24 protein-coding genes and 1 other annotated feature are annotated in these 24,415 nt (G+C 57.7%); of the genes, 5 read left to right on the top strand and 19 right to left on the bottom strand.

Annotation, left to right across the window (positions count from 1 at the left end; all coding sequences use genetic code 11):
* Positions 1–29: 29 nt before the first annotated feature.
* Entirely contained in the window at positions 30–2,558 is a 2,529-nt protein-coding gene (locus GA830_RS02125; protein WP_195163487.1) for a TIGR02302 family protein, read from the bottom strand.
* 222 nt (positions 2,559–2,780) lie between these two features.
* Between GA830_RS02125 and GA830_RS02120 the strand changes: the two genes are divergently transcribed.
* Positions 2,781–3,803, top strand: coding sequence for a fatty acid desaturase (locus GA830_RS02120; RefSeq protein ID WP_195163486.1), 1,023 nt, complete (start codon positions 2,781–2,783; stop codon positions 3,801–3,803).
* Positions 3,804–3,808: 5 nt separating this feature from the next.
* Here the strand turns inward: GA830_RS02120 and GA830_RS02115 are convergent, their stop codons facing one another.
* On the bottom strand, positions 3,809–6,856 hold the full coding sequence (locus GA830_RS02115) for a PAS domain-containing hybrid sensor histidine kinase/response regulator (RefSeq protein ID WP_258045529.1): 3,048 nt from the start codon (positions 6,854–6,856) through the stop codon (positions 3,809–3,811).
* A 138-nt stretch (positions 6,857–6,994) separates the two neighbouring features.
* Positions 6,995–7,050, top strand: a sequence feature (sul1 is cis-regulatory element that is thought to sense ions involved in sulfur or methionine metabolism; They are found in Alphaproteobacteria).
* 66 nt (positions 7,051–7,116) lie between these two features.
* On the opposite strand from GA830_RS02115, the gene GA830_RS02110 reads away from it, so the two are divergent.
* Together GA830_RS02110 and GA830_RS02105 are read left to right on the top strand one after the other, a co-directional pair.
* The gene (locus tag GA830_RS02110) at positions 7,117–8,601 is read left to right on the top strand and encodes a SulP family inorganic anion transporter (RefSeq protein ID WP_195163485.1); all 1,485 of its coding nucleotides are present in this window, start codon (positions 7,117–7,119) and stop codon (positions 8,599–8,601) included.
* Positions 8,602–8,613: 12 nt separating this feature from the next.
* Positions 8,614–9,468, top strand: coding sequence for a universal stress protein (locus GA830_RS02105; protein WP_195163484.1), 855 nt, complete (start codon positions 8,614–8,616; stop codon positions 9,466–9,468).
* A 21-nt stretch (positions 9,469–9,489) separates the two neighbouring features.
* On the opposite strand, the gene lysA is transcribed toward GA830_RS02105, so the two are convergent.
* The 3 genes from lysA to argH form a co-directional block, all read right to left on the bottom strand.
* A complete protein-coding gene (gene lysA, locus GA830_RS02100; RefSeq protein WP_195163483.1) occupies positions 9,490–10,758 on the bottom strand; it encodes a diaminopimelate decarboxylase in 1,269 nt (422 codons plus the stop codon).
* Between the two features lie 51 nt (positions 10,759–10,809).
* Complete coding sequence (locus GA830_RS02095) at positions 10,810–11,013, bottom strand: lipoprotein (protein ID WP_195163482.1); 204 nt, start codon at positions 11,011–11,013, stop codon at positions 10,810–10,812.
* 75 nt (positions 11,014–11,088) lie between these two features.
* Positions 11,089–12,489: an argininosuccinate lyase gene (gene argH / locus GA830_RS02090; protein ID WP_195163481.1), complete on the bottom strand. Its 1,401-nt coding sequence runs from the start codon at positions 12,487–12,489 to the stop codon at positions 11,089–11,091.
* 32 nt (positions 12,490–12,521) lie between these two features.
* Here argH and tlpA point away from each other — a divergent pair, with 32 nt between their 5' ends.
* Positions 12,522–13,211 carry a thiol:disulfide interchange protein TlpA gene (tlpA, locus tag GA830_RS02085; protein WP_441338658.1) on the top strand — a complete coding sequence of 230 codons (690 nt, stop codon included), beginning with the start codon at positions 12,522–12,524 and terminating at the stop codon, positions 13,209–13,211.
* A gap of 2 nt (positions 13,212–13,213) precedes the next feature.
* On the opposite strand, the gene GA830_RS02080 is transcribed toward tlpA, so the two are convergent.
* The 8 genes from GA830_RS02080 to GA830_RS02045 all read right to left on the bottom strand — a co-directional run bounded on the left by GA830_RS02080 (position 13,214) and on the right by GA830_RS02045 (position 19,172).
* The gene (locus tag GA830_RS02080; protein ID WP_195163479.1) at positions 13,214–13,738 is read right to left on the bottom strand and encodes a class I SAM-dependent methyltransferase; all 525 of its coding nucleotides are present in this window, start codon (positions 13,736–13,738) and stop codon (positions 13,214–13,216) included.
* Between the two features lie 55 nt (positions 13,739–13,793).
* Positions 13,794–14,675 carry a 3-hydroxybutyryl-CoA dehydrogenase gene (locus GA830_RS02075; protein WP_195163478.1) on the bottom strand — a complete coding sequence of 294 codons (882 nt, stop codon included), beginning with the start codon at positions 14,673–14,675 and terminating at the stop codon, positions 13,794–13,796.
* 131 nt (positions 14,676–14,806) lie between these two features.
* Positions 14,807–15,736: an electron transfer flavoprotein subunit alpha/FixB family protein gene (locus tag GA830_RS02070; RefSeq protein WP_195163477.1), complete on the bottom strand. Its 930-nt coding sequence runs from the start codon at positions 15,734–15,736 to the stop codon at positions 14,807–14,809.
* A 24-nt stretch (positions 15,737–15,760) separates the two neighbouring features.
* On the bottom strand, positions 15,761–16,510 hold the full coding sequence (locus tag GA830_RS02065) for an electron transfer flavoprotein subunit beta/FixA family protein (RefSeq protein ID WP_195163476.1): 750 nt from the start codon (positions 16,508–16,510) through the stop codon (positions 15,761–15,763).
* A gap of 201 nt (positions 16,511–16,711) precedes the next feature.
* Complete coding sequence (locus GA830_RS02060) at positions 16,712–17,482, bottom strand: rhomboid family intramembrane serine protease (protein WP_195163475.1); 771 nt, start codon at positions 17,480–17,482, stop codon at positions 16,712–16,714.
* 21 nt (positions 17,483–17,503) lie between these two features.
* The gene (locus tag GA830_RS02055) at positions 17,504–18,079 is read right to left on the bottom strand and encodes a cob(I)yrinic acid a,c-diamide adenosyltransferase (protein ID WP_195163474.1); all 576 of its coding nucleotides are present in this window, start codon (positions 18,077–18,079) and stop codon (positions 17,504–17,506) included.
* An 11-nt stretch (positions 18,080–18,090) separates the two neighbouring features.
* A complete protein-coding gene (locus GA830_RS02050) occupies positions 18,091–18,285 on the bottom strand; it encodes a twin transmembrane helix small protein (RefSeq protein ID WP_195163473.1) in 195 nt (64 codons plus the stop codon).
* Between the two features lie 23 nt (positions 18,286–18,308).
* Positions 18,309–19,172: an SDR family oxidoreductase gene (locus tag GA830_RS02045; RefSeq protein WP_195163472.1), complete on the bottom strand. Its 864-nt coding sequence runs from the start codon at positions 19,170–19,172 to the stop codon at positions 18,309–18,311.
* Positions 19,173–19,210: 38 nt separating this feature from the next.
* Between GA830_RS02045 and GA830_RS02040 the strand changes: the two genes are divergently transcribed.
* The gene (locus GA830_RS02040) at positions 19,211–20,077 is read left to right on the top strand and encodes a YihY/virulence factor BrkB family protein (protein ID WP_195163471.1); all 867 of its coding nucleotides are present in this window, start codon (positions 19,211–19,213) and stop codon (positions 20,075–20,077) included.
* A gap of 114 nt (positions 20,078–20,191) precedes the next feature.
* On the opposite strand, the gene GA830_RS02035 is transcribed toward GA830_RS02040, so the two are convergent.
* From GA830_RS02035 to GA830_RS02010, 6 genes are all read right to left on the bottom strand, one after another.
* Positions 20,192–20,362 carry a Flp family type IVb pilin gene (locus GA830_RS02035; protein ID WP_195163470.1) on the bottom strand — a complete coding sequence of 57 codons (171 nt, stop codon included), beginning with the start codon at positions 20,360–20,362 and terminating at the stop codon, positions 20,192–20,194.
* Positions 20,363–20,409: 47 nt separating this feature from the next.
* A complete protein-coding gene (locus tag GA830_RS02030) occupies positions 20,410–20,724 on the bottom strand; it encodes a hypothetical protein (protein WP_195163469.1) in 315 nt (104 codons plus the stop codon).
* A 100-nt stretch (positions 20,725–20,824) separates the two neighbouring features.
* On the bottom strand, positions 20,825–21,238 hold the full coding sequence (gene mutT, locus GA830_RS02025) for an 8-oxo-dGTP diphosphatase MutT (RefSeq protein ID WP_195163468.1): 414 nt from the start codon (positions 21,236–21,238) through the stop codon (positions 20,825–20,827).
* Between the two features lie 2 nt (positions 21,239–21,240).
* A complete protein-coding gene (locus GA830_RS02020; protein WP_195163467.1) occupies positions 21,241–22,044 on the bottom strand; it encodes a GNAT family N-acetyltransferase in 804 nt (267 codons plus the stop codon).
* Positions 22,013–23,254, bottom strand: coding sequence for a bifunctional glutamate N-acetyltransferase/amino-acid acetyltransferase ArgJ (gene argJ / locus GA830_RS02015; RefSeq protein WP_195163466.1), 1,242 nt, complete (start codon positions 23,252–23,254; stop codon positions 22,013–22,015). Before argJ ends, GA830_RS02020 begins: the two co-directional genes overlap by 32 nt.
* Before the next feature lie 156 nt (positions 23,255–23,410).
* The gene (locus GA830_RS02010; protein WP_195163465.1) at positions 23,411–24,298 is read right to left on the bottom strand and encodes a peptidylprolyl isomerase; all 888 of its coding nucleotides are present in this window, start codon (positions 24,296–24,298) and stop codon (positions 23,411–23,413) included.
* Between the last annotated feature and the right edge of the window lie 117 nt (positions 24,299–24,415).

Genomic DNA, 24,415 nt, shown 5'->3' with positions numbered 1-24,415 from the left:
GCAATGCTTTTGAAGATCTTGAAGAGCAGCTATTTCAGATCCAGGAGACGTTCGAGATAATCTTTCTCGAGCTCGGGGCTCAGCGCATTTCCAAGACGTTTGCGGATGGCCTCCAGAATCTGGCGGGCACGCTGGACGTCGATCTCGTCGGGCAGCTTCACGCTCTCGCCGAAGTCCGGCCCGGTCGTGGCACGCGGTCGGCCAAGCGGGTCGCGGTCGGAGCTTTGCTGGCGTCCACCCTCACCGCTACCACCCTTCTCACCCTGCATTGCCTGCATCTGCTGCATCATGTCCTGCGCGCCTTTTCGCAGGGCTTCGAGTGCGCGACCCTGGTCGCCTACGGCCTGTTCGCCCCGGCCTTTGCCGAGTGATTTACCTGCGTCGCCCATGGCGTCGCCGGCCTCGCCTAAACCTTCGCCCGGCTTCATGCCCATGCCCTCAAGGCCCTTTTGGAGGCCCTCGAGGTCGCCCTGAAGTTTACCCTGCTGGTCTTGCAACTGCTTCATTGCCTCAGCGAACTCCTCGGGCGTCATCGGCTTTCCGCCGCCCTGCGGGGTTTCGCCCTGCTCGCCGCGCTGGTTGCGCTGCATCTGGTCCATACGGAAGGTCTCGTTCATCGTTTCCTGCTGGCGTCGCATGATCTCGCCGAGCTTGTCCATTTGCTTGCGCATCTCGTTATTCTGAGCGTTTTGGCCCTGCTTACCCTGCTGCGGGCGACCTGCCTGCAGGTTGTTCATCATCTCCTGCAATTGCGAGAGCAATTGCTCAGCCTGATCACGTGAGCCCGACTTGGCGAGGTTTTCGATCTGGTCCATCAAGCGTTGCAAGTCATTCTCTCGCAGCATCTGCTGGTCGGGTGAAGGCATGGCGGTGTTGGGGTTCTGCTCAGCGCGCTGTGCCAGCTCCTTCAGGAACTCAGCCATCGCCTGGCGCAGTTCCTGCATCAGCTTGTCGATCTCCTCGTTCGATGCGCCATCTTTCAGCGCCTGCTTCAATGCATCCTGCGCCTGGCTCAAACGCCTTTGGGCTGCGGATAGATCGCCTTCCTCGATGCCCAGTGCAACAGCCCACAGATAGGCCACCACATCGCGAAGCTGGTCATCTGTGGTTGCCATGTCCAGCCGCGTCCGGGCACTCATCAGCGCGAGGTAATGCGACATGTTGGAAAAGGTGTCTTCGGGCCGCAGCGTGATGGCATCCAGAAGGTCCAACACGCGGGGTTTGCGGTTGGCGTCCAGCGCAAGAATGCGGCGCTGCTCGAGTACAGCGCGCGCCAGAGGATTGCTGAACGGCCTTTCCGGAAGGGTGAAAGTGCGGGGTTCGCTGGCTGCTTCCTGCCCTGCGGCGTCAATGACTTTCAGGGTGATTTTGACGCTCGCGCCGGCCCATACATGTTCAGACAGGTCACGAATGGTTTTCGCAATACCCTTTTCGTCACTCCGACCGGGTAGCGAGAGTTTCATCTCGGGTTGCGCATAAAGCGGGTGGGCATTTTCCGCCGGCGGCTCAGCCAGCGTGAAGCCGGCTTCGGCGCTGGCGGCGCCATAATCGTCCAGGATGGAATAGTTCAGTTCGAGACTCCCATTGGCGGCGCGCTTGGGCTGCTCGGTGAAACTGATCTGAGGTGCACCGTCGGGAAGGATGGAAAAGGCCCAGCGCCCCAATTCCTGCTCACCGGACTTGAGCGACAGGACACCATCCTCGCTGAGCTTTCCGGCAAATTGCCGGGGCGCTGTGCCGATTGAAGAGGGTGCGCTGCTCCGGGGTGCGGCACCAGCCTGCAGATCACGTGTATTGCCATCCAGATGGGTATAGCCAAGTGTTTCCGCGCCATCGCCGCCGGTGACGCGCACGGTCACGTCGGTGCCTTCCGGAACGGTGTGAGACAGGGGCTGAGCATCTTCGGCAACGGTCAGGAAAACCGGTGGACGGTTGGTGTATGCAGGCGGGGTCACCCAGGCATCGATGCGGGCGGGTGGCGCCAGATGGACCGCGCGTGGCGTGATGATGTCGGTGATTCGACCGCCGAACGGGCCGAGCGAAAAGGCAAAGCCCGCAACCAGCATCAGCGCGGCGACTGCGCGCAACGCAAAAGGATCTCGTGCAGGCACGCTGGTGCGCGGCAATTCGACATGCATGGCGCTGAGGGTTCCTGCCATGCGGCGGCGATGTTCCCGCCACAAGGCATCGGCAAAGCTATCGGTCTTGCCGGCGAGCCGGTCGGTCTGGACCAGAACAGGGGTGTGAGCCAAAGCGTTGGCATGTTCGATGCGACGGTCGACCTCGCTATCGGTAGGATTGCGCATAAAGCGGAACGGAAACAATGCGGCCAGCGCCGAAAACGCGAGCAAGGCTCCAAGTCCTATCCGGGCCATATCGGGCATCAGCCGGAAGAGGCCGAACCAAGACAGCGACAGAAACAGGCTGAAGATAATTACCAGCGGCAGCGCCAGCGGCCAGACGCGCTCAAGAATTACGCCAGCGCGGGTTATCAGCCTCGTGCGTGAAAGCCTTCGCTCAAATTCCGGTGTATCAGGTGGGGTCGCCGTTTCGGTCATCAGCCTTTCCCGACGCGGTCTCAGTCTGCAATACGAGCGTCGGCACGATTCGAAGAATAACATCAAACACGGCAAAGGCGAGGCGGGTTGACGAAAACGTGACCTGGCCGGCTGCCGGAAAACGCTCCATCTCTGTGGAAATGCTTACGCTTGGTAAATATTGCCAGCCTGTGCGACGTCAAAGCTCTTGAGTGCAGGCCCACACGCGGTCTATCGTAGCACATGTTGAATTCTCCCCCTTCCGCCATGCCGGCAATCGCTCCCTCATGGCCAAAGATTCTTGCTAATTACCGCAAGCCGCATCGGGGTCGAAGCGCTTTTGAGCTGGCGGTCACAGTCGTGCCCTTCGCGCTGTTCTGGGCGCTGTCTTGGGCAGCGGTGCATTATGGCTATTGGATTGGACTTTTGCTCATCATTCCGGCGGCAGGATTTCTGCTCCGGCTGTTCATGATCCAGCATGATTGCGGCCACGGCTCGTTTTTCGCGCATCGCTTGACCGATGACTGGATTGGCCGTGCCATCGGGGTTTTGACCCTGACGCCGTATGATTACTGGCGGCGGAGCCATGCCGCCCACCATGCATCTGCCGGTAATCTGGACGAGCGTGGCATGGGCGACATCACCACGTTGACGGTGGATGAATATCGAGCACTTTCGGGTTGGGGGCGGTTTTGCTACCGGGTTTACCGGCATCCGCTGGTGATGTTCGGCATCGGTCCGATCTGGCTGTTCTTCTTCAAGCAGCGGCTGCCCTTCGGCATGATGTCTTCGGGCCTGCAACCGTGGGTCTCGACCATGGCAACCAATCTGGCAATCGTGGTTATTGCAGCCGGGTTGATATGGCTGATCGGCCCGATCCCGTTTTTTGTAGTGCATCTTCCGATTGTCACGCTGGCAGGGGCAGCCGGCATCTGGCTGTTTTATGTCCAACACCAGTTCGAAGAAACGCATTGGGCCGGGGGCGAAGACTGGAATTTTCAGGAAGCGGCACTGCATGGGTCGTCGCATTACGATCTGCCGCTTGTGTTGCGCTGGATGACTGGCAATATCGGTGTCCATCATGTTCACCACCTGTCGGCTCGCGTGCCATGCTACCGGCTGCCGGAAGTTTTGCGCGATTATCCCGAACTGCGCGACGTCGGGCGCATCACGCTGTTGCAAAGCCTGCGCTGCGTTAAACTGGTCCTTTGGGACGAAGCACGAGGCAGGCTTGTATCGTTCAGGGAGGCGCGGGCGCTGGCCTGAGCCAATCATTCGTCGTCGAGGATATGGCGAACCTTGCTTGCCAGTTCATCGAGGCTGAAAGGTTTGGAAAGCAGACTGGTGCCGTGATCGAGAATGCCATTGTGGACAATGGCATTGCGGGTATAGCCGGTGGTATAGAGAACGCGCAGACCGGGCTGCATCTGACGCGCCAGGTCTGCCAGTTCGCGGCCTGACATTTCGGGCATCACCACATCGGTAAACAACAAAGCGACCTTTTGATCTTCGAGAATGCGGATCGCATCGGAGGGACGGGCCGCCTCGATGACGCTGTAGCCAAGTTCCTTCAAAGCCTCGACAGATACGGCGCGCACGCGGTCTTCGTCCTCGACGACCATGATGATTTCGCTCGCCAAACCACGATGATTGCCCGAAACACTGGCCGGCACCAGCTTTTCAACCACCTCGCCATAATGACGCGGCAAGTAAATTTTGACTGTCGTGCCAACGTCGATCTCGGAGTAGATTTTAACGTGACCGCCTGACTGGCGTACGAACCCATAGACCTGGCTCAGACCCAGGCCGGTGCCTTTGCCAACGCTTTTGGTCGTGTAAAATGGGTCAAACGCCTTGGCTATTACGTCCGGCCTCATGCCGGTTCCAGTGTCCGCTACTGCGATCAGAACGTATTGGCCCGGCGTGATGGCATATTCTTTGGCGAATGCGTCATCGACGTAGGCATTCGAGGTTTCAATTGTCAGGCGTCCCCCCGCCGGCATGGCGTCGCGGGCGTTGACGCCCAGATTGAGGATGGCATTTTCAAGTTGTCCCGGATCGGCGCGAACCTGCCACAGACCGGCGGACAGCACTGTTTGCACATTGATCGGCTCACCCAGCGTGCGGCCAAGAAGCTCGGTCATACCGGAGACAAGCTTGTTGGGGTTCAGGGGCTCGGGGGCTAGCGGCTGCTGTCGAGAAAAGGCCAGTAAACGCTGCGTCAGCGAAGCAGCACGCTGGGCACCATCGATGGCCCCTTCCACGAAGCGTTCGACATCGGTTTCGCCCTTGGCGAGTTTGCGCTGTAACAGATTGAGACCGCCGATAATCACGGCGAGCATGTTGTTGAAGTCGTGCGCGATGCCGCCGGTGAGTTGGCCGACGGCTTCCATCTTCTGGACCTGGCGCAACTGGTCTTCAGCCTTCGTGCGTTCAAATACTTCGTCGACAACGCGCTGTTCCAACGTGGCGTTCAGAGCCTGCAAGGCGGCCTCTGCCTGACGGCGCTCGGCTACTTCGCGCTCTGCAGACTGAAACAATCTGGCATTGTCCATCGCTGTCGCAGCCTGACCGGCGATACCGAGCAACAGGTCTTCATGTTCGGACTGGAAGCGAGCTGGCTCTGCATGGCCAAAAAACATGCCACCGATGACTTCGCCTGAGCGCGCAATGACCGGAACCGCTAGGTAGCTGCGCACCGGCAGGTGACCTTTTGGCATTCCATAATGAGGGTCATTCTTGCCGTAGCGAGGATCAATCAGGATGTCGTCGGAACGCACGACACCTTCGCCCTGGAAGGTGGGCTGAAAAACCGCCGTAGCACGCGGCATCGGAAATTTGGAGAACGCTTCGCTTGGAACGCCCGAGAGGGCGTAAAGCATGTAGCTCTCGCCCTTGTCGTTCAGCACATTGTAAAAAAACGACCCGAACTGTGCGCCCACCAGTTCGGTGCAGGCTTCGGTGATCAGCTGGACGATCTTTTCAACCTCCAGTTCGGCTGCGAGCGCTGCTCCCGTGCGGTTGAGTACGGCGAGCTTTCGACTTTCGCGGCGGATCGCTGCCTCATTTGCGCGCGCTTCGGTCATGTCGACATTGACGCCGATCATGCCAACGAATTCGCGCTTCATACCGAAGCGGGGCTGCGCATTGGTGAGAATCGTGCGGTAACTGCCGTCAGCGCGGCGCATGCGTGTTTCTACCGAAAAAGGCGAGTGGCTTGCCATCGCTGCACGGTAGGGGACTAGTTTCTCCTGGTCTTCGAGGTGGATTTTCTCGACAAAGTCAAACGCGGGGAAGTCGTCCGGCGTGACATTCCAGAAGTCGCGCAGGCTGCGATTGAGATAGAGGCATTTGCTGTTCTCGTCGCTCATCCACAGCATCACCGGTGCGTTTTCAGCGACTAACCTGAAGCGTTCTTCGCTCTCGCGCAGTGCCAGCTCGGTGCGCTTCTGCTCGGTGATGTCATAACCTTGTACGAAGATACCGGTTACAGCGTCGCCCTCTGAGACTATCGGCTGGTAAATGAAATTAACGAAGTGCTCTTCCTGCTCGCCGTCGGATTCGGCCGCGAGTTCGACCCTGACACCATTGCCGATGTAGGGTTCGCCGGTCTCGCGCACTTGATCGAGCAGCTTCAGGAAACCTTGCCCGGTCATCTCTGGAAGGGCTTCGCTAACATGGCGGCCAAGAAGGTCGCGGTAACCTACAAGTTTGCGAAAAGCTTCGTTGACCATATCAAATCTATGATCGGGGCCGCTCAGCATGGCCACGAAGCCCGGTGCCTGCTCGAACATCCGGCGCAACGATTCGCGTTCTGCCTTGAGCTCGCGCTCGGCCCGTACCTTGCCAGTGGTTTCGACAACGATTGCCATGACGCCGGTGGGCTTGCCTTTGGAATCAAGCAGCGGCGAATAGTCGAGATCCATCCATACTTGCTCGGCCTCGCCGTTGCGATACAGGGTTAGTTCCTGGTCGCGATAGGCAAGCGTGCCGCCGGCCAGGCCGACCTTCATGACATTGTCGTTGAAGCTTGCGACTTCAGGCCATCCTTCGCGTACCTTGGAGCCGAACAGGTCTGGGTGGCGGCCGCCGGCAAAAGTGGAGTAGGCGTCATTGTAGATCATGATGCCTTCGTTGCCCCAAAGGGTGACAATTGGCACTGGAGAACGCAGGATAAGCGAAATATGCGCGCGCAGGCTTTTCGGCCACGTTGTAAGATCACCAAGCGGGGTTGTGGCCCAATTAAAATGGGCAATGATCTGAGCGGCCTCGCCGCCGCCGGATAGGAAGGACAAATCAGCGGCGCTGTTGCTCTGCAAAAAAGTGAACCCCTCGTCCCATCAGGGGCATTAATGCGCATCGGGCACCCTGGTTCCGCGGTATCGCAAAAAAATGCGCGATTGTACCAGCGTCAAGGTTGCAGTGTTCGGTCTCCTGGCACTATAGAGAGCCGCTCTCCTGGACCCGGTTGAAATCCGGGTGGCTCTTCCGGCCGCCGATCCGCCGGATAATATTCAAACCGCTAATCAGAGTTTGCCGGGCCATGGGTCCGAGCGGTTTCCATATGTTGGATATTTGTATGTTTTCACTGATTGCTTACCGGCAACAATGGTTCGGTAATATTCGAGGTGACCTGCTTTCTGGCTTGGTCGTGGCGCTGGCGCTCATCCCTGAGGCGATAGCCTTTTCTATCATCGCAGGTGTGGATCCCAAGATTGGTCTCTATGCTTCGTTCTCAATTGCCGTGATCACGGCAATTACAGGCGGACGCCCGGGCATGATCTCGGCTGCAACAGCGGCCACGGCAGTGTTGATGGTGACGCTGGTGAAGGACCATGGGCTGCAATATTTGCTGGCTGCCACCGTGCTTGCAGGATTGATCCAGATCGTCGCTGGCCTGTTCAAACTTGGCTATGTCATGCGCTTTGTTTCCCGCTCTGTCATGACGGGGTTCGTGAATGCGCTGGCGATCCTTATCTTTATGGCGCAACTGCCGGAGCTGATTGGTGTGTCCTGGCTGACCTATGTCATGGTCGCTGGTGGATTGGGGATAATCTATCTTTTCCCGCTCATCACGAAGTCGCTGCCATCACCCTTGATCTGCATTCTCGTTTTGACGGCACTGTCTATCTATTTCGGACTGGATGTTCGCACTGTTGGCGATATGGGCGAATTGCCTTCCACGCTGCCAATTTTTCTGATCCCGCAAATTCCGCTCACATTCGAAACTTTGATGATCATCCTGCCCTATTCTGCAGCGGTTGCAGCTGTCGGGTTGCTTGAATCGCTAATGACGGCGACCATTGTTGATGATTTGACCGACACGCCTAGCGACAAGAACCAAGAATGCATTGGCCAGGGCATTGCCAATACCGCGACCGGTTTTATCGGCGGCATGGCGGGCTGCGCGATGATTGGCCAATCTATGATCAATGTGAAGTCTGGCGGACGCGGGCGGCTCTCGACATTCGCTGCCGGCGTGTTGTTGCTGTTCATGATTGTGGTGCTGGGCGATTGGGTGAAGCAGATCCCGATGCCTGCACTTGTCGCCATCATGATCATGGTGTCGATCGGCACATTCAGCTGGTCGTCGATCCGCAACTTGCGTGACCATCCGCGCAGTTCGTCCATCGTCATGCTGGCAACTGTCACCAGTGTTGTGTTCACGCATAATCTGGCGATCGGCGTTTTGATCGGCGTGCTTTTATCGGGCATCTTCTTTGCGTGGAAGATTTCGCAATTGCTTCGGGTTACCTCGACGCTTTCTGCAGATGGGCGCCAGCGCAGCTACGTTGTGGAAGGTCAGGTGTTCTTTGCATCATCGGATGATTTCACGGCGTCGTTCGACTTCAAGGAAGCGCTTGAACGTGTCACCATAGATGTCAGTCAGGCGCATATCTGGGATATTTCCAGTGTGGCAGCGCTCGACATGATTGTGTTGAAGTTCCGCCGCGAGGGTGCCTCAGTCAATTTGATTGGCATGAACGAAGCCAGTGAGACGATTGTCGATCGGCTTGGGGTTCATGACAAGCCCGGTGCGCTTGAGCGCCTGATGGGCCATTAAGGGAGGACCGATATGTCCAGCATACTCGCACTTGTTGACGGTTCACTCTACGCCAAGAGCGTTTGCGAACACGCCGCCTGGATTGCTTCGCGCTTATCTGGCTCGATCGAGCTTTTGCATGTTTTGGGGCGGCGCGAGACGGCCAGCACACCTATGGATTTGAGCGGCAGCATCGCACTTGGCGCGCGCACCGCTCTTTTGAAATCCATGGCGCAACTGGACGAGGAGCGCGCCAAGATGGCGCAAGAGCGCGGACGCCATATTCTGGATGATGCAAAGGCGCTTATTGAAGCGCAGGGCATTATGGATGTCGCTACGCGTATGCGGATAGGTGATCTTATTGACACTGTGGTTGCGGCAGAAGCCAGTGCCGAGCTCGTGATAATCGGCAAGCGGGGCGAGGGGGCGGATTTCGCCAAGCTGCATTTGGGATCAAATCTGGAGCGGCTGGTGCGTGCTTCGACCAAGCCGACCTTTGTTGCCTCACGCGCCTACAAGCCGATCGAGCGTTTTATCATTGCCTATGATGGCGGGAAGAGCGCGAAGCGGGCTGTTGAATATGTAGCGCATTCGCCGCTTCTTAATGGCATGGGGTGCACGCTTTTGAGTGTCGGTACTGACAGTTCAGAAAATCGGACAGCACTTGAGGCGCCTGCGCAACAATTGGCTGCGGGTGGGTTCGAGGTGGACATCCAGCTGCTGCCCGGCGATGCTGACGAAGTGATTGGCGCACGCGTTGAAGCTTCTGATATCGGTCTTCTGGTCATGGGCGCCTATGGGCACTCACGCATCCGCAATCTTGTGATTGGCAGCACCACGACCGCTATGGTGCGGCGCTGCAAGGTTCCGGTGTTGATGTTCCGCTAGAATGCCACCTGAATGGCTGCTTTAATCCAGCCAGTCAGGTAAGGAATCGAGCCCTATCAAATCCTCATAGGTCGGGCGGGCCCGCACGACGTGGAAACGGTCGCCATCGACCATCACTTCGGGGATCAAAAGGCGGGTATTATAGGTTCCAGCCTGAACAGCGCCATAGGCCCCAGCGGTGCGTACCGCGATGAGATCGCCCGGTGCCATGCGCGGCAATTCACGGTCAAGCCCAAGATAATCACCCGTCTCGCAGACCGGCCCGACAATGTCGGCGGTAAGGCGCGGGGCGTATTCAGCAGCCAGGCGCACCGGCACGATGTCGTGATGGGCGTCATAGAGCGTCGGGCGGATCAGATCATTCATAGCCGCATCAACGATCAGGAAGTTCTTTGCGTCGCCCTCCTTTACGTAAATCACTTCGGAAACCAGAATTCCAGCATTCCCGACGAGTAGACGTCCCGGCTCGAAAACCGTCTTCAGGCCAAGCGGGGCGATGTGTTTATGTACGATCTGGGCATAGGCATCAGGCAAGGGCGGGGGCGAATTGTCCGACCGATACGGAATGCCCAGCCCGCCACCCACATCAACATGGGTGATAGCGTGGCCATCTTCCTTCAGCTGGCCGACAAGTTCTGCCAGCAGTTTGAAGGCAGCGTCATAGGGCTCCAACTCAGTGATCTGGCTGCCAATATGCATGTCCACGCCAGCGACCCGCAGGCCGGGCAGGCTAGCCGCCCGCGCATAGGCGGTGCGCGCGTGCTTTAACGCGATGCCGAACTTGTTTTCGGCCTTGCCAGTGGAAATCTTCTTGTGGGTGCGGGCATCGACATCGGGATTGATGCGCAATGAAACCGGTGCCGTCTTACCAGCTGCCACGGCGCGGGCAGACAGAAGCTCCAGCTCAGGCTCGGATTCGACGTTGAAACAATGGATCCCGATCTCGAGCGCGAAGTCGATCTCGCGCGCGGTTTTGCCGACACCGGAAAAGACAATCTTCTCAGGTGCAATGCCTGCTGCAAGCGCACGTCGCAATTCACCTTCGGAGACGACATCGGCGCCCGCGCCCAGCTTTGCCAGCGTGCGGATGACAGCCTGATTGGAATTGGCCTTCAGAGCATAGCAGACCATAGCGTCGAGTTTGTCGAACGCTTTGGCGAAAACCTCGTAGTGACGGGTAAGCGTGGCCGTTGAATAGCAGTAAAATGGGGTGCCTACCTGTGTGGCAATGTCGGGCACCGAAACGTCTTCAGCGAAGAGGACGCCGTCGCGGTAGTCAAAATGGTTCACAGGTATAGGTCCTGGCTAAAATTGCCTGATGCGCGTCTAAAAGCCACGAGACTAGATCAGGCCGTCGAGAATGAAACGCCTGTCCTTTAGGGGCGGCGTTGGTTCCGGCGGCAGCGGCTCCTTCGCCTTTTCTGCATCCTTGCGCGCTTGCACTGCGGCCTCATAGGGCGAATCCAGACCTGATTTGCGGCCACAGCCTGATACAGCGAGAGCCGCTGTCAAAACCAACGCTGTTGCAAGGGTACGCGCCATCATCGATTTATCATCCCAAATTCTGCCAGACGCTTGTAGCGCATCGACGCCTGCGGGGGGAAACGGTTTTTCAAGGGTTCACGCATTGTCCAGACGGGCGCGCCAATAGGCAATCTGTTGTAGCACCTGATCGGGTGCGGTGCCGCCAAAGGAAATCCGGCTTTTCACTGAGTTTTCCACCGATAGTACATTGAAAACATCCTGCGTGATGGCGTTATTCAGCGCTTGCAAATCTGCGAGCGGAAGCTCCTCGATGCCGATCTTGCGTTCCTCGGCCATGGCAACAGCTCGGCCAGTCACGTGGTGGGCATCACGGAAAGGCAGGCCTGCCTCGCGGACCAGCCAATCTGCAAGGTCGGTGGCAGTGGAAAAACCAGCGCCGGCGGCGCGGCGCATGGCTTCTTCATTGATGTTGAGGTCACTGAACATGCCAGTCATGGCAGCCAGCATCAGATCCAGGGTTTCGGCTGCATCGAACACCGATTCCTTGTCTTCCTGCATGTCCTTTGAATAGGTCAGTGGCAGGCCCTTGAGCATTGTGAGCATGCCGATCAGATGACCGCTGACGCGCCCGGTCTTGCCACGAATCAGCTCAGCGGCGTCGGGGTTCTTTTTTTGCGGCATGATGGAAGAGCCGGTAGACCAGGAATCTGACAAGCGCACAAAACCGAATTGCGGCGTTGACCAGATGACGATCTCTTCTGCCAGGCGCGAGAGATGTGTCGCGGTGATGGATGCTATAGACAAAAATTCGAGCGCAAAATCGCGGTCCGAGACGGAATCGAGAGAGTTGCGTGTCGGTTCACGAAAGCCAAGTGCCTGCGCTGTCATGTGGCGGTCGATTGGGAAACTGGTGCCGGCTAGGGCTGCTGAACCAAGCGGGCTTTCATCCATGCGTGCCAGTGCATCGCGCACGCGCGACAGGTCGCGGCCGAACATTTCCACATAGGCCATTGTGTGATGGCCAAAGGTGACGGGCTGCGCTGCCTGCATATGGGTGAAGCCGGGCATGACGGTCCCCGCATGGGCCTCAGCCTTGTCGATGAAGACGGTGATAAGCTGCTTCAATGCTTGGGCAGTCCGGGTCAGCTCCTGCTTGACCCATAGGCGCATGTCGAGAGCGACCTGATCATTGCGCGAGCGTGCCGTGTGCAAACGTCCAGCCGTCGGGCCGATCAGTTCTGCCAAACGGGCTTCGATGTTCATGTGAATATCTTCGAGCCGAGTGGAGAACTCGAATTTTCCATCTTCGATCTCTGACCTGATCGTGATCAATCCCTCAGAGATTTTCCTTTGATCTTCGGCCGTGATGATGCCTTTTGCGGCGAGCATCTTGCTATGAGCAAGCGAGCCTTCAATGTCTTGCGCATAAAGCTTCTTGTCGAAGGAGATCGACGCATTGATGGCTTCCATTACGGCAGCCGGCCCCGAGGCAAATCGTCCGCCCCACATTGCGTTTCTGGCCTTCTTGTCGCTCATCGTGATATCCAATCCCCGGAGATTTTTTGACTATGACAGAGCCTAGAAAATCGATGTCCCTGACCTGGCGGGTGGTTGCCGCAGCCACCGTTGCAGGCGTGGCGGCAGGTGCGCTGGCGGTATACGTCACTGGGGCTCCTTCTGGCAACGGAGTCGAGGCTCCAGCTACATCGCAGCAGCTTGGATCCGGTGAGGCCGATACCGCCGCCTGCATTGCCAAGACGGATAAGGCAAAGCGTGTCGGCGCTGCTGCTATAGGCGACGTGGCGGCTATGCTGGCAGCAGACCCTCCGCAGTCGCTCAAGGGCCTGGCTTTCAATTCGCCCGAAGGTACGCCGATGACGCTGGCCGATCATTCGGGTAAAACGTTGCTGATCAACCTCTGGGCAACTTGGTGCGCGCCATGCCGTGCCGAGATGCCTGAGCTTGATGCCTTGCAGAAGGAGATGGGCAGCGACACATTCGAGGTAATCGCAGTCAATGTTGATACCGGCGGGGATGAGAAGCCGAAAAAGTTTTTTGAAGATGTCGGAATTGGTAGCCTCGCGTTTTACCGCGAAAGCAGTCTGGCACTATTTAACGATCTAAAGAAGCGCGGTCTGGCGCTCGGGCTGCCGGTCACCCTGCTGGTCGATGATGATGGCTGCCTGCTCGCTCATATGAACGGGCCTGCGAACTGGGCCAGCGACGATGCAAAGCGATTAATCGAGAGCGTGAGGTAGCGCTAGCGTTTCTTTGCTACCAGCAACTGGTTGGCTCCAAACAGAAAGCGTTGGTAGGTCACATCCTCAAAGCCGCAGTCTTTGGCCAGCTTAATCAGACTACTGCGGTCGAACATCACTTCATGCTCGTCGGCAGCATCGCGACTAAAGATTCCAGCCTTTGCGCCGAGGTCGTGAACTTTCCGGAATGCCTTGTGAGGAGTGGTCAGAACGATCCTGCCTCCCGCCTTCAGCCTCTCATGCCATCGCACAAGCTCGCCTGCCGGATCGGGCAGGTGCTCAACCAACGCTAGCGCGACGATAGTATCGAAACTGGAGTCACTTGGCATGGACGACGTAAATAGGTGTGAAGGAAATGCCTGTTTCGCTTCAAAAATGACTGCGACGTCGCGATCATATCCCACATAGTTGTCTGCAGAAACGAACGAGGCGATCCGTCCGGAACCACACCCGATGTCCAGAACCTTGCCATTCAACCACTTGCGTGCGGCGCGCAATCGCGCATTTCGGAGAAACGGCGAAAGCATCCCCTGCGTACCCTGGTCTGCCATCTTTCGCGAAGCCTCTATTGTAACTTGTAATCTAGCGCGTTGGGACCGGATGTTCGCCGCGGTAATCGTAGAAGCCGCGGCCGGTTTTGCGGCCTAGCCAGCCGGCTTCGACATATTTTACGAGAAGCGGGCAGGGGCGGTATTTGCTGTCAGACAGGCCATCATGCAGCACCTGCATGATGGAAAGGCAGGTGTCCAGTCCGATGAAATCCGCCAGCTGTAGCGGGCCCATTGGGTGGTTGGCGCCGAGCTTCATGGCGGTGTCGATAGAATCGACAGAGCCGACGCCTTCATACAGCGTGTAGATCGCTTCATTGATCATCGGTAGCAGGATGCGGTTGACGATGAAGGCGGGGAAATCTTCAGCCACGGTCGACGTCTTGTCGAGGCGGCGGATAAATTCCTTGGCGGCTTCGAAGGTTTCATCACCGGTAGCGATGCCGCGCACCAACTCGACCAGTTTCATCACCGGCACCGGGTTCATGAAATGAATGCCGATGAAGCGTTCGGGTCGATCCGTCTGGGCTGCCAGCCGGGTGATCGAGATCGATGAGGTATTGGAGGCGATGATCGCTTGCGGGTTCAACACCGGACAAAGCTGCGCGAAGATCTTGCGTTTGACGATCTCGTCTTCGGTTGCCGCTTCGATCACGAGATCGGCGCTGGCCAAGTCAGACATTTTGGGCGCTGCCTTGATACGGTCACTGGCAGCCTTGCGGTCTGCTTCGTCGAGCTTGCCGTGGCTGACTTGGCGCGCCATGTTGCCGCTGACAGTGGCGAGGCCCTTTTCGATTTGCTCGGGCGAAAGGTCGTAGAGCAGAACCTGATAGCCTGCCAGCGCTGCGACATGGGCGATACCGCTGCCCATTTGCCCTGCACCTACGATGCCAATGGTTTCGATCGTTGCGGCCATGTCTGATCCCGTCCGGAGCTGGTTAAGGGCAATCTTTTGCCCGCCCCTTGTTATTGCAGTGCAAACTAAAAGAGCGGGGCAGCTTCGTCTACCCCGCTCTTAAAACTTTGCATGTTTGGACAGTCAGTGGCTCAAAGCGCTTTTTCAAGCTCAGGCAAGATAACGAAGAGGTCACCCACCAGGCCGTAATCGGCGACCTGGAAGATTGGCGCTTCTTCGTCCTTGTTGATGGCGACGATGACTTTTGAATCCTTCATGCCTGCCAGATGCTGGATCGCGCCGGAAATGCCTACTGCGATGTATAGGTCAGGCGCTACGACCTTGCCGGTCTGGCCGACCTGCCAGTCGTTTGGCGCGTAGCCAGCGTCAACTGCCGCGCGCGAGGCGCCGACGGCAGCACCCAGCTTATCAGCCACTGGAAGCAGGACTTCCGTGAACTTTTCTGCCGAGCCGAGGGCGCGGCCGCCCGAGATGATGATCTTGGCCGAAGTCAATTCGGGGCGATCGCTCTCTGACAGGCGGTTTTCCACGAAGGTTGACAGGCCAGGATTTTCTGCCGCTTTGACGGTTTCCACGGCTGCTGAACCACCTTCGCCAGCTGCCTGGAAGGAGGCTGTTCGAATGGTGATAACCTTGGTCTTGTCGGTGGACTGCACAGTCTGGATCGCGTTGCCTGCGTAGATCGGGCGCTTGAATGTGTCGGCGGAAACGATCTCGACGATCTCTGAGATCTGCATGACGTCCAGCAATGCAGCGACGCGTGGCGTGACGTTCTTGCCCATGGAGGTTGCCGGGGCAACGATGGTATCGTAGCCGCCGGCGAGCGACACGATGAGGGCTGCTAGCGGCTCGGGAAGTTGTTCGGCCAGTTCATCGGCCTCGGCAAGCAGAACTTTACGCGCGCCGTTTAGCTTGGAAGCCGCATCGGCGGCCGCCTTGGCGCCCTTGCCTGCGACCAGGATATCGACATCAGAGCCGATCTTCAGTGCTGCTGTCAGCGCCTTGGCCGTCTGTTCAGAAACGCTTGCATTGTCGTGTTCTGCAATCAGCAAAATAGCCATATCTTCAAACTCCTTGTGATTGCCTTAGAGGACGCCGGCTTCGTTTTTCAGCTTGTCGACAAGTTCGGCGACATCCTTGACCTTGACGCCTGCCTTGCGGCCGCTTGGCTCTTCGGTCTTGAGGACTTTGAGTCTCGGAGACAGGTCGGCGCCGAAATCGGCAGCGGTCTTTTCTTCCATCGGTTTCTTCTTTGCCTTCATGATGTTGGGCAAAGATGCATAGCGCGGTTGATTGAGGCGCAGATCGGTGGTGATGATCGCTGGCATTTTTAGCTCGACGGTCTGAAGACCACCATCAACTTCGCGGGTAACCTTTACCGAACTGTCAGCGACTTCAACCTTCGAGGCAAAAGTGCCCTGGCTCCAGCCGAGAAGGGCAGCGAGCATCTGGCCGGTCTGGTTGGCGTCGTCATCAATTGCCTGCTTGCCAAGGATCACGAGGCCTGGCTGTTCGGCGTCGACAACGCCCTTGAGCACCTTGGCTACGCCAAGCGGCTCCACCAGATCATCGGTTTTGACCAGGATTGCACGGTCAGCGCCCATGGCAAGTGCGGTACGCAGGGTTTCCTGCGCTTGCTGAGGGCCAACAGAAACAACGATGATTTCTTCGACCTTGCCAGATTCCTTGAGACGGATCGCCTCTTCGACGGCGATTTCGTCGAACGGGTTCATCGACATTTTCACATTGGCGAGTTCGACACCCGATCCATCCGACTTGACGCGGATCTTCACGTTGTAATCGACTACCCGTTTTACAGGAACCAGCACTTTCATCGAGTTTATTACCCCTTAGACGGAAATTTCGAAGGCGCTATAGCAGCGCCGCAAAGGTCCAGCTTGTCGAAAGCCGACATGCCGGAGATGAAAAAGTCGTGTTGCATACCGTTCAAGGCCAGAGAGCCAGTTGGGAGCGCGCGGACCGTAGTTGCCTGTCGCAAGAGCGTCAATACCGCGCCGTAGCGCGAATCGTTTGAATTATTGGCGTCCCCAGCGAGGCACTGGCCCGGCCCTGCCCGGCGCTACGGCGCTGTTGTCCTCGACGACAACCGCGTCTGGCGTGACGATCGCCTTATCCAGAAGAGGCACGTCGCTGCGGCGCAGCAAGAACACCAGGACACCGCCAGCCAAGATGCCGCCGACATGACACGCCCAGGAAATCTGATCGTCTCCGCCCAGTGCAAACATAGAGATCTGGAACAAAATCCAGAGCGCTAGCACGGCATAGGCCGGGATGCGCAACGGAATACGGCCAAAGGCCAGCACCCATATTTTTACCCGCGGATGCAGCACCAGATAGGCAGTCACGATGCCAGCAATGGCGCCCGAAGCTCCGATTAGCGGCATCTGCGATTCCATAGCCACGATGCCATGCAAGAACGCGCCGACGGCGCCACAGATGAAATAGAAAAAGAAATATCGAACATGCCCAAGTGCGTCTTCGACATTGTCACCAAACACCCAGAGGAACAGCATGTTGCCCCCGAGGTGAAAAATGTCGCCATGCAGAAAGGTGTAGGTGACGTAGGTCAGGCTTTCGGGGACGAACTCATATTGCGGAGGCAGTTGGGCGATGTCGAATGCGACTGAGGGGATATAACTGAAGCCGATTACGGCTGCCTCGCTGAATTGCGCGCTGCCTAGCGAGGTCATCAGATAGACCACAACGTTAGCTGCGATCAGCGCCAACGTCACATATTGCAATTTGATGTACTTCAGGCTGTTGGCGTCATGGAGCGGGATGAACATGGTGTTTCCGCTCCCTCTGGCTTAGCGGTTCTGGCCAGGCACCCATAGCACGTCGGCCTTTCCGTTGTCATTGACGACGCGAGCCGCGACAAACAGAAAATCGGAAACGCGGTTGATGTATTTCAACCCTTCAGGATTGATGGGCTCGGCCTGCGCCAACTCGACCATCATGCGCTCGGCACGGCGGGCAACAGTGCGCGCCAAATGGAGATTGGCCGAGGCAGCTGAGCCGCCGGACAGAACGAAAGAGCGCAGTGGCTCAAGGTTCGTGTTCAAAAGATCGAGGTCGTTTTCCAGCCGGGTGACCTGTGTGGCGATGATGCGCAGGGGCTCATAGCCGAGTTCCTTGCCGCCGTCGGGAGTTGAAAGATCGGCGCCGAGGTCGAACAGATCATTCTGTATGCGCGACAGCATGGTATCGAGGTCGGGATGGGTGGTTCTGGTATGCACGCGTGCGAGCCCGATACATGCGTTGGCCTCGTCGACAGTGCCGTAGGCTTTGACGCGGAGGTCGAACTTCAGCCGCCGCTCGCCGGTGCCGAGACCCGTTGTGCCGTCATCGCCGGTTCGGGTGTAGATCTTGTTTAGCTTGACCATGTGTCAGCCGTTCAGCCGCCGCGGGTGAAGTAAAACGCCAGAAGTATGAACACAAGTGCCACGGCCTGCAGCATGACGCGCGCCTGCATGAGCTTGTTGGAAGCATTGCCGGAGCCGCCGCGCAGCATGTTGGCGAGGCCTCGGATCAGAACGACCACCACAGCGAACATGACGAGGATGGCCAGAATGTTGAATACGGTACCCATGAAGCCTTCCGGGGTTGCTGCATTCAGCCCTGCCGGGAAAGAATCCGGTAGAGCAGCGATGCCGGCAAAATGCGTTTCAAGAACACGCCGATCTTCGCTGGCGTTGTGACAGTATAATGCGGCTTGGGCCGCCGCGACAGGAGGGCGTGGCGCAATACCGCATAAACTGCCTCCGGCCCGAGCTTGAAACGCGAATTGGTACCGCCACCGCGCAGCCTTTTAAGTTGATCACGGTAGGCCTCGCGGTGAGCAGAATTCGCAACGTCGATGTTTTTTTCGAACCAATAGAGACCATTTGAAGCGATTTTTGATGTCACCGGTCCGGGCTCTATAAGCGAGACATGAATGCCCGAATCCTCAAGCTCCATGCGCAGGCATAGCATCAGTCCCTCCAGAGCATGTTTGGAGGCTGCATACGCCCCTCGAAACTTAACTGGCGTCAGCCCCAGGATGGACGAACAGTGAATGATGCGGCCATGCCCCTGGGCGCGCATGATAGGCAGAATACGCCGGGTGAGGTCATGCCAGCCGAAAAGATTGACCTCGAATTGCTGGCGTAGCGCATCGACCGGCAAGTCCTCGACGGCGCCAGGCTGGGCGTAAGCGCCATTATTGTACAGAGCGTCGAGCGTTCCGCCGGTGCGCGTCAGAATTTCGTGGACAAGGGCTGCAATTGATTCTGGTTCGCTGTAGTCGAGGTAGAGAGATTCTATGCCGTCTGCATGGAGAGCGGAAATATCCGCAGGTTTGCGGGCAGTGGCAAAGACCCTCCACCCATCGGCCTTCAGGGCGCGGGCGCAATGTGCGCCGATGCCTGACGAAGCACCGGTGACAAGAATAGTGCGCGGCGCGTCGTGATTATGAACAGGGCTGGTTGTGCTTGCCATTTGGGCAAAAGCCTTCCCATATTCGCGGCGGTGAAACAATGGAAGGAGCTGCATTGCGGAAGATCGTTGCGATACGGCGCATCCTTTCGGATGCGCTTGGCCATTTCAACGATGATGACGGTTGGTCGATGGCCAGTCATCTGGCTATCAGCGCGTTGATGGCGCTGTTTCCATTCCTGATCTTCGCAACCACGCTTGCCAGTTTTCTCGGTGCCGAAGCATTTTCGGAGACTGCGGTCCATTTGGTTTTCGATACCTGGCCCGACCAGATTGCTGAACCTATCGCCCGAGAGGTCGTCAATGTGCTGACTATCCAGCGCGGTGACCTGTTGACGTACGGTGTGTTGTTGGCGGCGTTCTTTGCCTCCAACGGTATTGAGGCGCTTCGCACATCTCTGAACCGGGCTTACCGCGTCAGCGAGACACGCGGTTTTGTGTTCCGGCGTCTGCAGAGCCTGGGCTTTGTGGTGTTTGCCACAATCATTTTCGTTATCATCAGCGTGTTTCTGGTGTTTGCGCCCATTTTGGCGCGGCTGGCAACTTCGCAATTTGAATGGCTGCAACCCTACACGGGTACCAGCACAGTGTGGCGATATGTCATTGCATCAAGCGTCATCGTGGTGGGGCTGGTCGCAGTGCACTTCTGGTTACCTGGCGGTAAAAGACGATTTGTCGACATTGTCCCAGGGATTATTTTCACGCTGGCCGCTTGGCTGGCGGGCTCGACGATCTTCGCCGCCTATCTCGACCGCTTTTCGTCCTACGTGTCGACCTATGCGGGGTTGGCCTCGATCATGATCGCGGTGGTGTTTCTCTACATCATGTCGCTGATTTTTATTCTGGGCGGCGAATTTAATGCCGCGATAAAGCGCTATCTGGACGCGCGGGCCCGCGTCGGCACCTAGAGAAACTCCAGCAAAAGTGTGCAGCGACTTGGCGTCTGGAGACGTTTGAAACAAAGGGTTATAGCTATCTAATGTTTTAGCAAACATTGGATAGCTATAGGATAGCGCAGCGTTTTAATTCTGGAGCCCGGCCGAGAGCTTGGTCGCTGTGGCGATCCATAAATCGCCGAGGCTCATCCCTGAACTGCTGGCGCCGGCAACGATGGCAAGCGAGATTAGAGCTCCGATCAGCCCATACTCGATTGCGGTTGCGCCGCCCTGGTGCTTCAAAAATTGCCGGATCATAAAATCGTTCTACAAGATGGATATTAAGAAAGGTTAAGGTGGCGTCGCTAGCAGTCGCCTTCCCGTTGGCCATAACTGCGGATAATGCATCCTGCACTGGGATTGGACTGCAGAACGCTGCGCCGAATGGTATAGTTGTCAAGCCGCCGCACGCTGCCGGTGGTAAAATTGTCGACACCGGCTGGTAGTTCGTTGCGAGCCGACCAGGACCGCGACGTCTCGTCTGCAGTAGGGACGAGAATAAGCGTAAACGCAACGGCAATGACGCCAAAGAGCAGCGCCAGCCGGATCAGGCCCATGCCGGTTTCGCGCAAGCCGCGAACTGACGGCTCGATCAAGTCCCAATCATCGTCAGAACGCATGTTCTGGATCTCCGGAGTGCGCGTACGCCAAAATAGTTCCTCCGCCAATTTTTCACATAGGGCTAAAGGATCGATTAACGATGACGCAGGAAGAGCCTTATCAAAGGAGATCGAGCAGGAAAGGGATCAAAGGGGCATCGGCAGCGGGCATCGGATAGTCGCGCATGTTGCGCGGACGCACCCATTTCAGGGTTTGGCCCTCTCGCGGGTGTGGCGTACCCTCGAAACGGCGACAAACATATAGCGGCATCAGCAGATGAAAAGTCTCGTAGCTGTGGCTGGCGAAAGTGAGCGGAGCGAGGCAGGCGGCCTTTGTCTCGATGCCGATTTCTTCCCGCAATTCGCGGATGAGCGCTTCTTCGGGCGTTTCGCCGGTCTCAACCTTGCCGCCTGGAAACTCCCAAAGGCCGGCGAGGGACTTGCCTTCAGGCCGCTGCGATAGCAACACGCGGCCATCGGCGTCGACAAGGGCGCAGGCGGCAACGAGGAGCAGGCGCTTCGCATGGGTTTCCATTTTCAGACAGCCGGTGGCCGTCTGTAGTGATAGCGGTAAACTTCTTTGAAGCCGAACGAGCGATAAAGCGCACATGCAGGCAGATTGTCAGCCTCGACCTGCAGCCAGACCTCGCGTGCACCGCGTGACTTCGACCAGTTCAACATTGCCAGAAGGAGCCGGCGCGCATGGCCCTGACCGCGATGGTTCAGGCTGGTGGCGACTTCGAAAATGCCGGCAAGATCGTTATCGTGTACTGAGATGGCGCTGGCCAACGGGCCCTTGCTGGATTCCAGTACGAAGAGACCAAGATGCGGCTGAATGCGCCCAAGCAGTTCGGCCAGACCGGCCAAGTAGGCGGGATCGGCGTCATGCACCATGGCGGCCTGTGCGATGAAGGACGCCCTATCTTCGACCGGTGGTAAAACCTGCTCGATGTCGACAGTTAGGTTTGTCAGCGGCAACCGCATGACGATGGATTCGGAAAAGCGCGACCAGCCAAGATGGTCAAAATGTCCATCTAATACCGAACCCGAGAGTGGAGAGAGGCGGAAGGTCAAGATTTGTCCGTTGGCCTGAAAACGGCGCGCGGCGCGCACGACCCGCTCGTCGAGATCGGTAATATCGCCCGGATCGAGCGGATTTACCGAGTTCAACCGTTTGGCAGGATGATCGAGCGTCAGGCGGATCACCCATGTACCGTCATAGTGGACGGAAGCCGCCGGCCAGGCGCGAAAACCTGCGGCCTCATAGCGGCGGACGCGTGCCAGATCGGGTGTCACGGCGATCGCCAAGTCAGCTCCGGTAGTCGCCGTTGATCTCCACATATTGCTTGGTGAGATCGCAGGTCCAGACGGTGGCTTTGCCGCGGCCAATGCCGATATCGGCGCGGATTCGGATTTCATCCTGTTTCATGTAGTCGGATGTGGCTGCTTCCGAATATTCGGGATCCCGTTCGCCATTGTGGGCCACGCGGATGTCGCCGAACCAGACCGACAACAGGTCGCGGTCCGCGGGTTCGCCAGCCTTGCCGACCGCCATCACCACGCGGCCCCAATTGGCGTCTTCGCCGGCAACCGCAGTTTTGACCAGTGGCGAGTTGGCGATAGAGAGAGCGATGCGCTTGGCCGAGCGAGCGGATTTGGCTCCGGTGACGTTGATCTCAACCTCCTTGCGCGCGCCTTCGCCATCACGCACCACCTGCAACGCCAGTGATTTTAGAATTCGGTTGAGGGCACGCTTGAAACTTGAAAGGCGCGGATCCTTCAACTCGGTAATCTCTGGTGCGCCGCGCTTGCCAGCAGCACCTGTCGCGAAGAGGAGCAGCGTGTCGCTGGTCGACGTATCGCTGTCCACAGTCACCGCATTGAAGGTCCTTCCCACACCTTGCGACAACAGAGCCTGCAATACCGGCGCTGCAATTGGCGCATCGGTTGCGACGAAGGATAGCATAGTCGCCATGTCGGGGGCGATCATGCCTGCGCCCTTGGCGATGCCGTTAATGGTCACGTCGACATTGCCGAGTTTGACCGTTTGAGTGGCATATTTCGGGTAGGTGTCGGTGGTCATGATGGCCCGACCTGCGTCGGCCCAGCGCGACGGCTCAGCGTCCTTCACCATATCTGCCAGAAGATGGCTGAATTTGCCGGCGTCCAGAGGCTCGCCGATGACACCGGTCGAGGCAAGAAACACATCGCCGGGCGTACAGCCGGCAGCCTTTGCTGCAGACTCGCCGGTGGCGATTGTCGACTGGAGGCCCTTCCGACCGGTGAAGGCGTTGGCATTGCCGGAGTTTACGACAAGTATGCGTGCCGATCCTTTTCCGAGATTGGCGCGGCAGAAATCGACGGGGGCGGAAGGGCATTTGGATCTGGTGAAGACGCCGGCAACCTGTGTGTCCGCTTCAAAGCTCATCACTAAAAGATCGGTGCGACCCTTATATTTGATGCCCGCCTCCGCTGTGGCGATGCGTACGCCGTCAATCGCCGGCATTTTTGGCTGCTTTTTGGGTGCAAGCGGTGAGATTGCGGTCGACATGGGAAGCCTCGGCGGCGTGAACGCGAAAGGAAGGCCGGTTTGCCCGATGAATTGGGGCGACGCAAGGCGTATTCGCTCAGTGCCTTTGCGACATAGACCAGGTTTATGATGGCGCCGCTTCTGGGCGGCGCCATTGAAGCTTGCAGAATGGTACGGTTACGGCTTGGCTTCGGCCTCGCCCCGCGCCTGTTTTTCCATCTGCTCGACGCCCGCCTTGAGGTCGGCATCTGCGATATCTACCTTGGCCGCATCGCGCAGCGATTTTACCAACGCGAAATATTTATCGCGCAGTACCATCGAGCGAAACTGATCCTTGACCTGATCAAATTCGGGTGCCTGTTGGGCGCGTTTGTCCTCCACCTTGATGATGTGGAAGCCAAACTGGCTCTGAACAGGTACTTTGGTGTAGGCGCCGACTTCGAGCGCCATTGCTGCTGTTTCAAACTCAGGGACCATCTGGCCGGGACCGAAATAGCCGAGATCGCCACCGCTTGTCTTGCCGCTTGGATCGCTGGTGTGCTCGTTGGCGAGCTTCTCGAAATCACCGCCGGCGTCGAGTTCTTTCACAAGGGCTTCGGCCTCTTCCTTGGTCTTCACCAAGATGTGGCGTGCATGTACTTCGTTGACGGGAGGCGTAGCGGCAATTTCGGTGTCGTAGCGGGCGCGGATTTCTGCGTCCGTTACTTTGGCTGCAACGTCTGCCTCGACAACCACGCTGTGAAGTGCGCGCTGCTGGAGGAATTCCATCCGGCGTTGAAAGTCTGCATCCTTATCCAGTCCATCAGTCTTGGCTTTTTCGCTCATAAGACGGATTTCGATAACGGCTGAAAGCGCTGCTGCGCGGCGCTGATCTTCGGGGAGCCTTGAGAATTGCTGGTCTAGGTCGCTCTGTGCAAGCGACAGCTCGGCATCGGTGATGGGCTGCCCATTGACGGTGGCGATCACCTTGTCTTCCTCGGCGCTGGCGAGGCCAGCAGGGAGCAACAGGGTACCGATGGCCAGTCCGCAAGTGACTAACGTGGCGCGAGAAAACAAAACAGGCATCGGCAACTTCTCCGGTGGGGTCTGAAAAATGCTTCCAAACCAGTCGAATGGGGCGGAATTGAGCGCATCACGCCGCAATCAAGCGGCGTTGACATCGTAGGGGGCCCCTCTTATCTG

It is taken from the genome of Mesorhizobium sp. NBSH29, from assembly GCF_015500055.1.
In the GTDB taxonomy this organism is placed as follows: Bacteria; Pseudomonadota; Alphaproteobacteria; order Rhizobiales; family Rhizobiaceae; genus Neomesorhizobium.
Note: the sequence above shows the minus strand (reverse complement) of the source record. Positions and strands in the feature narration are given on the sequence as shown.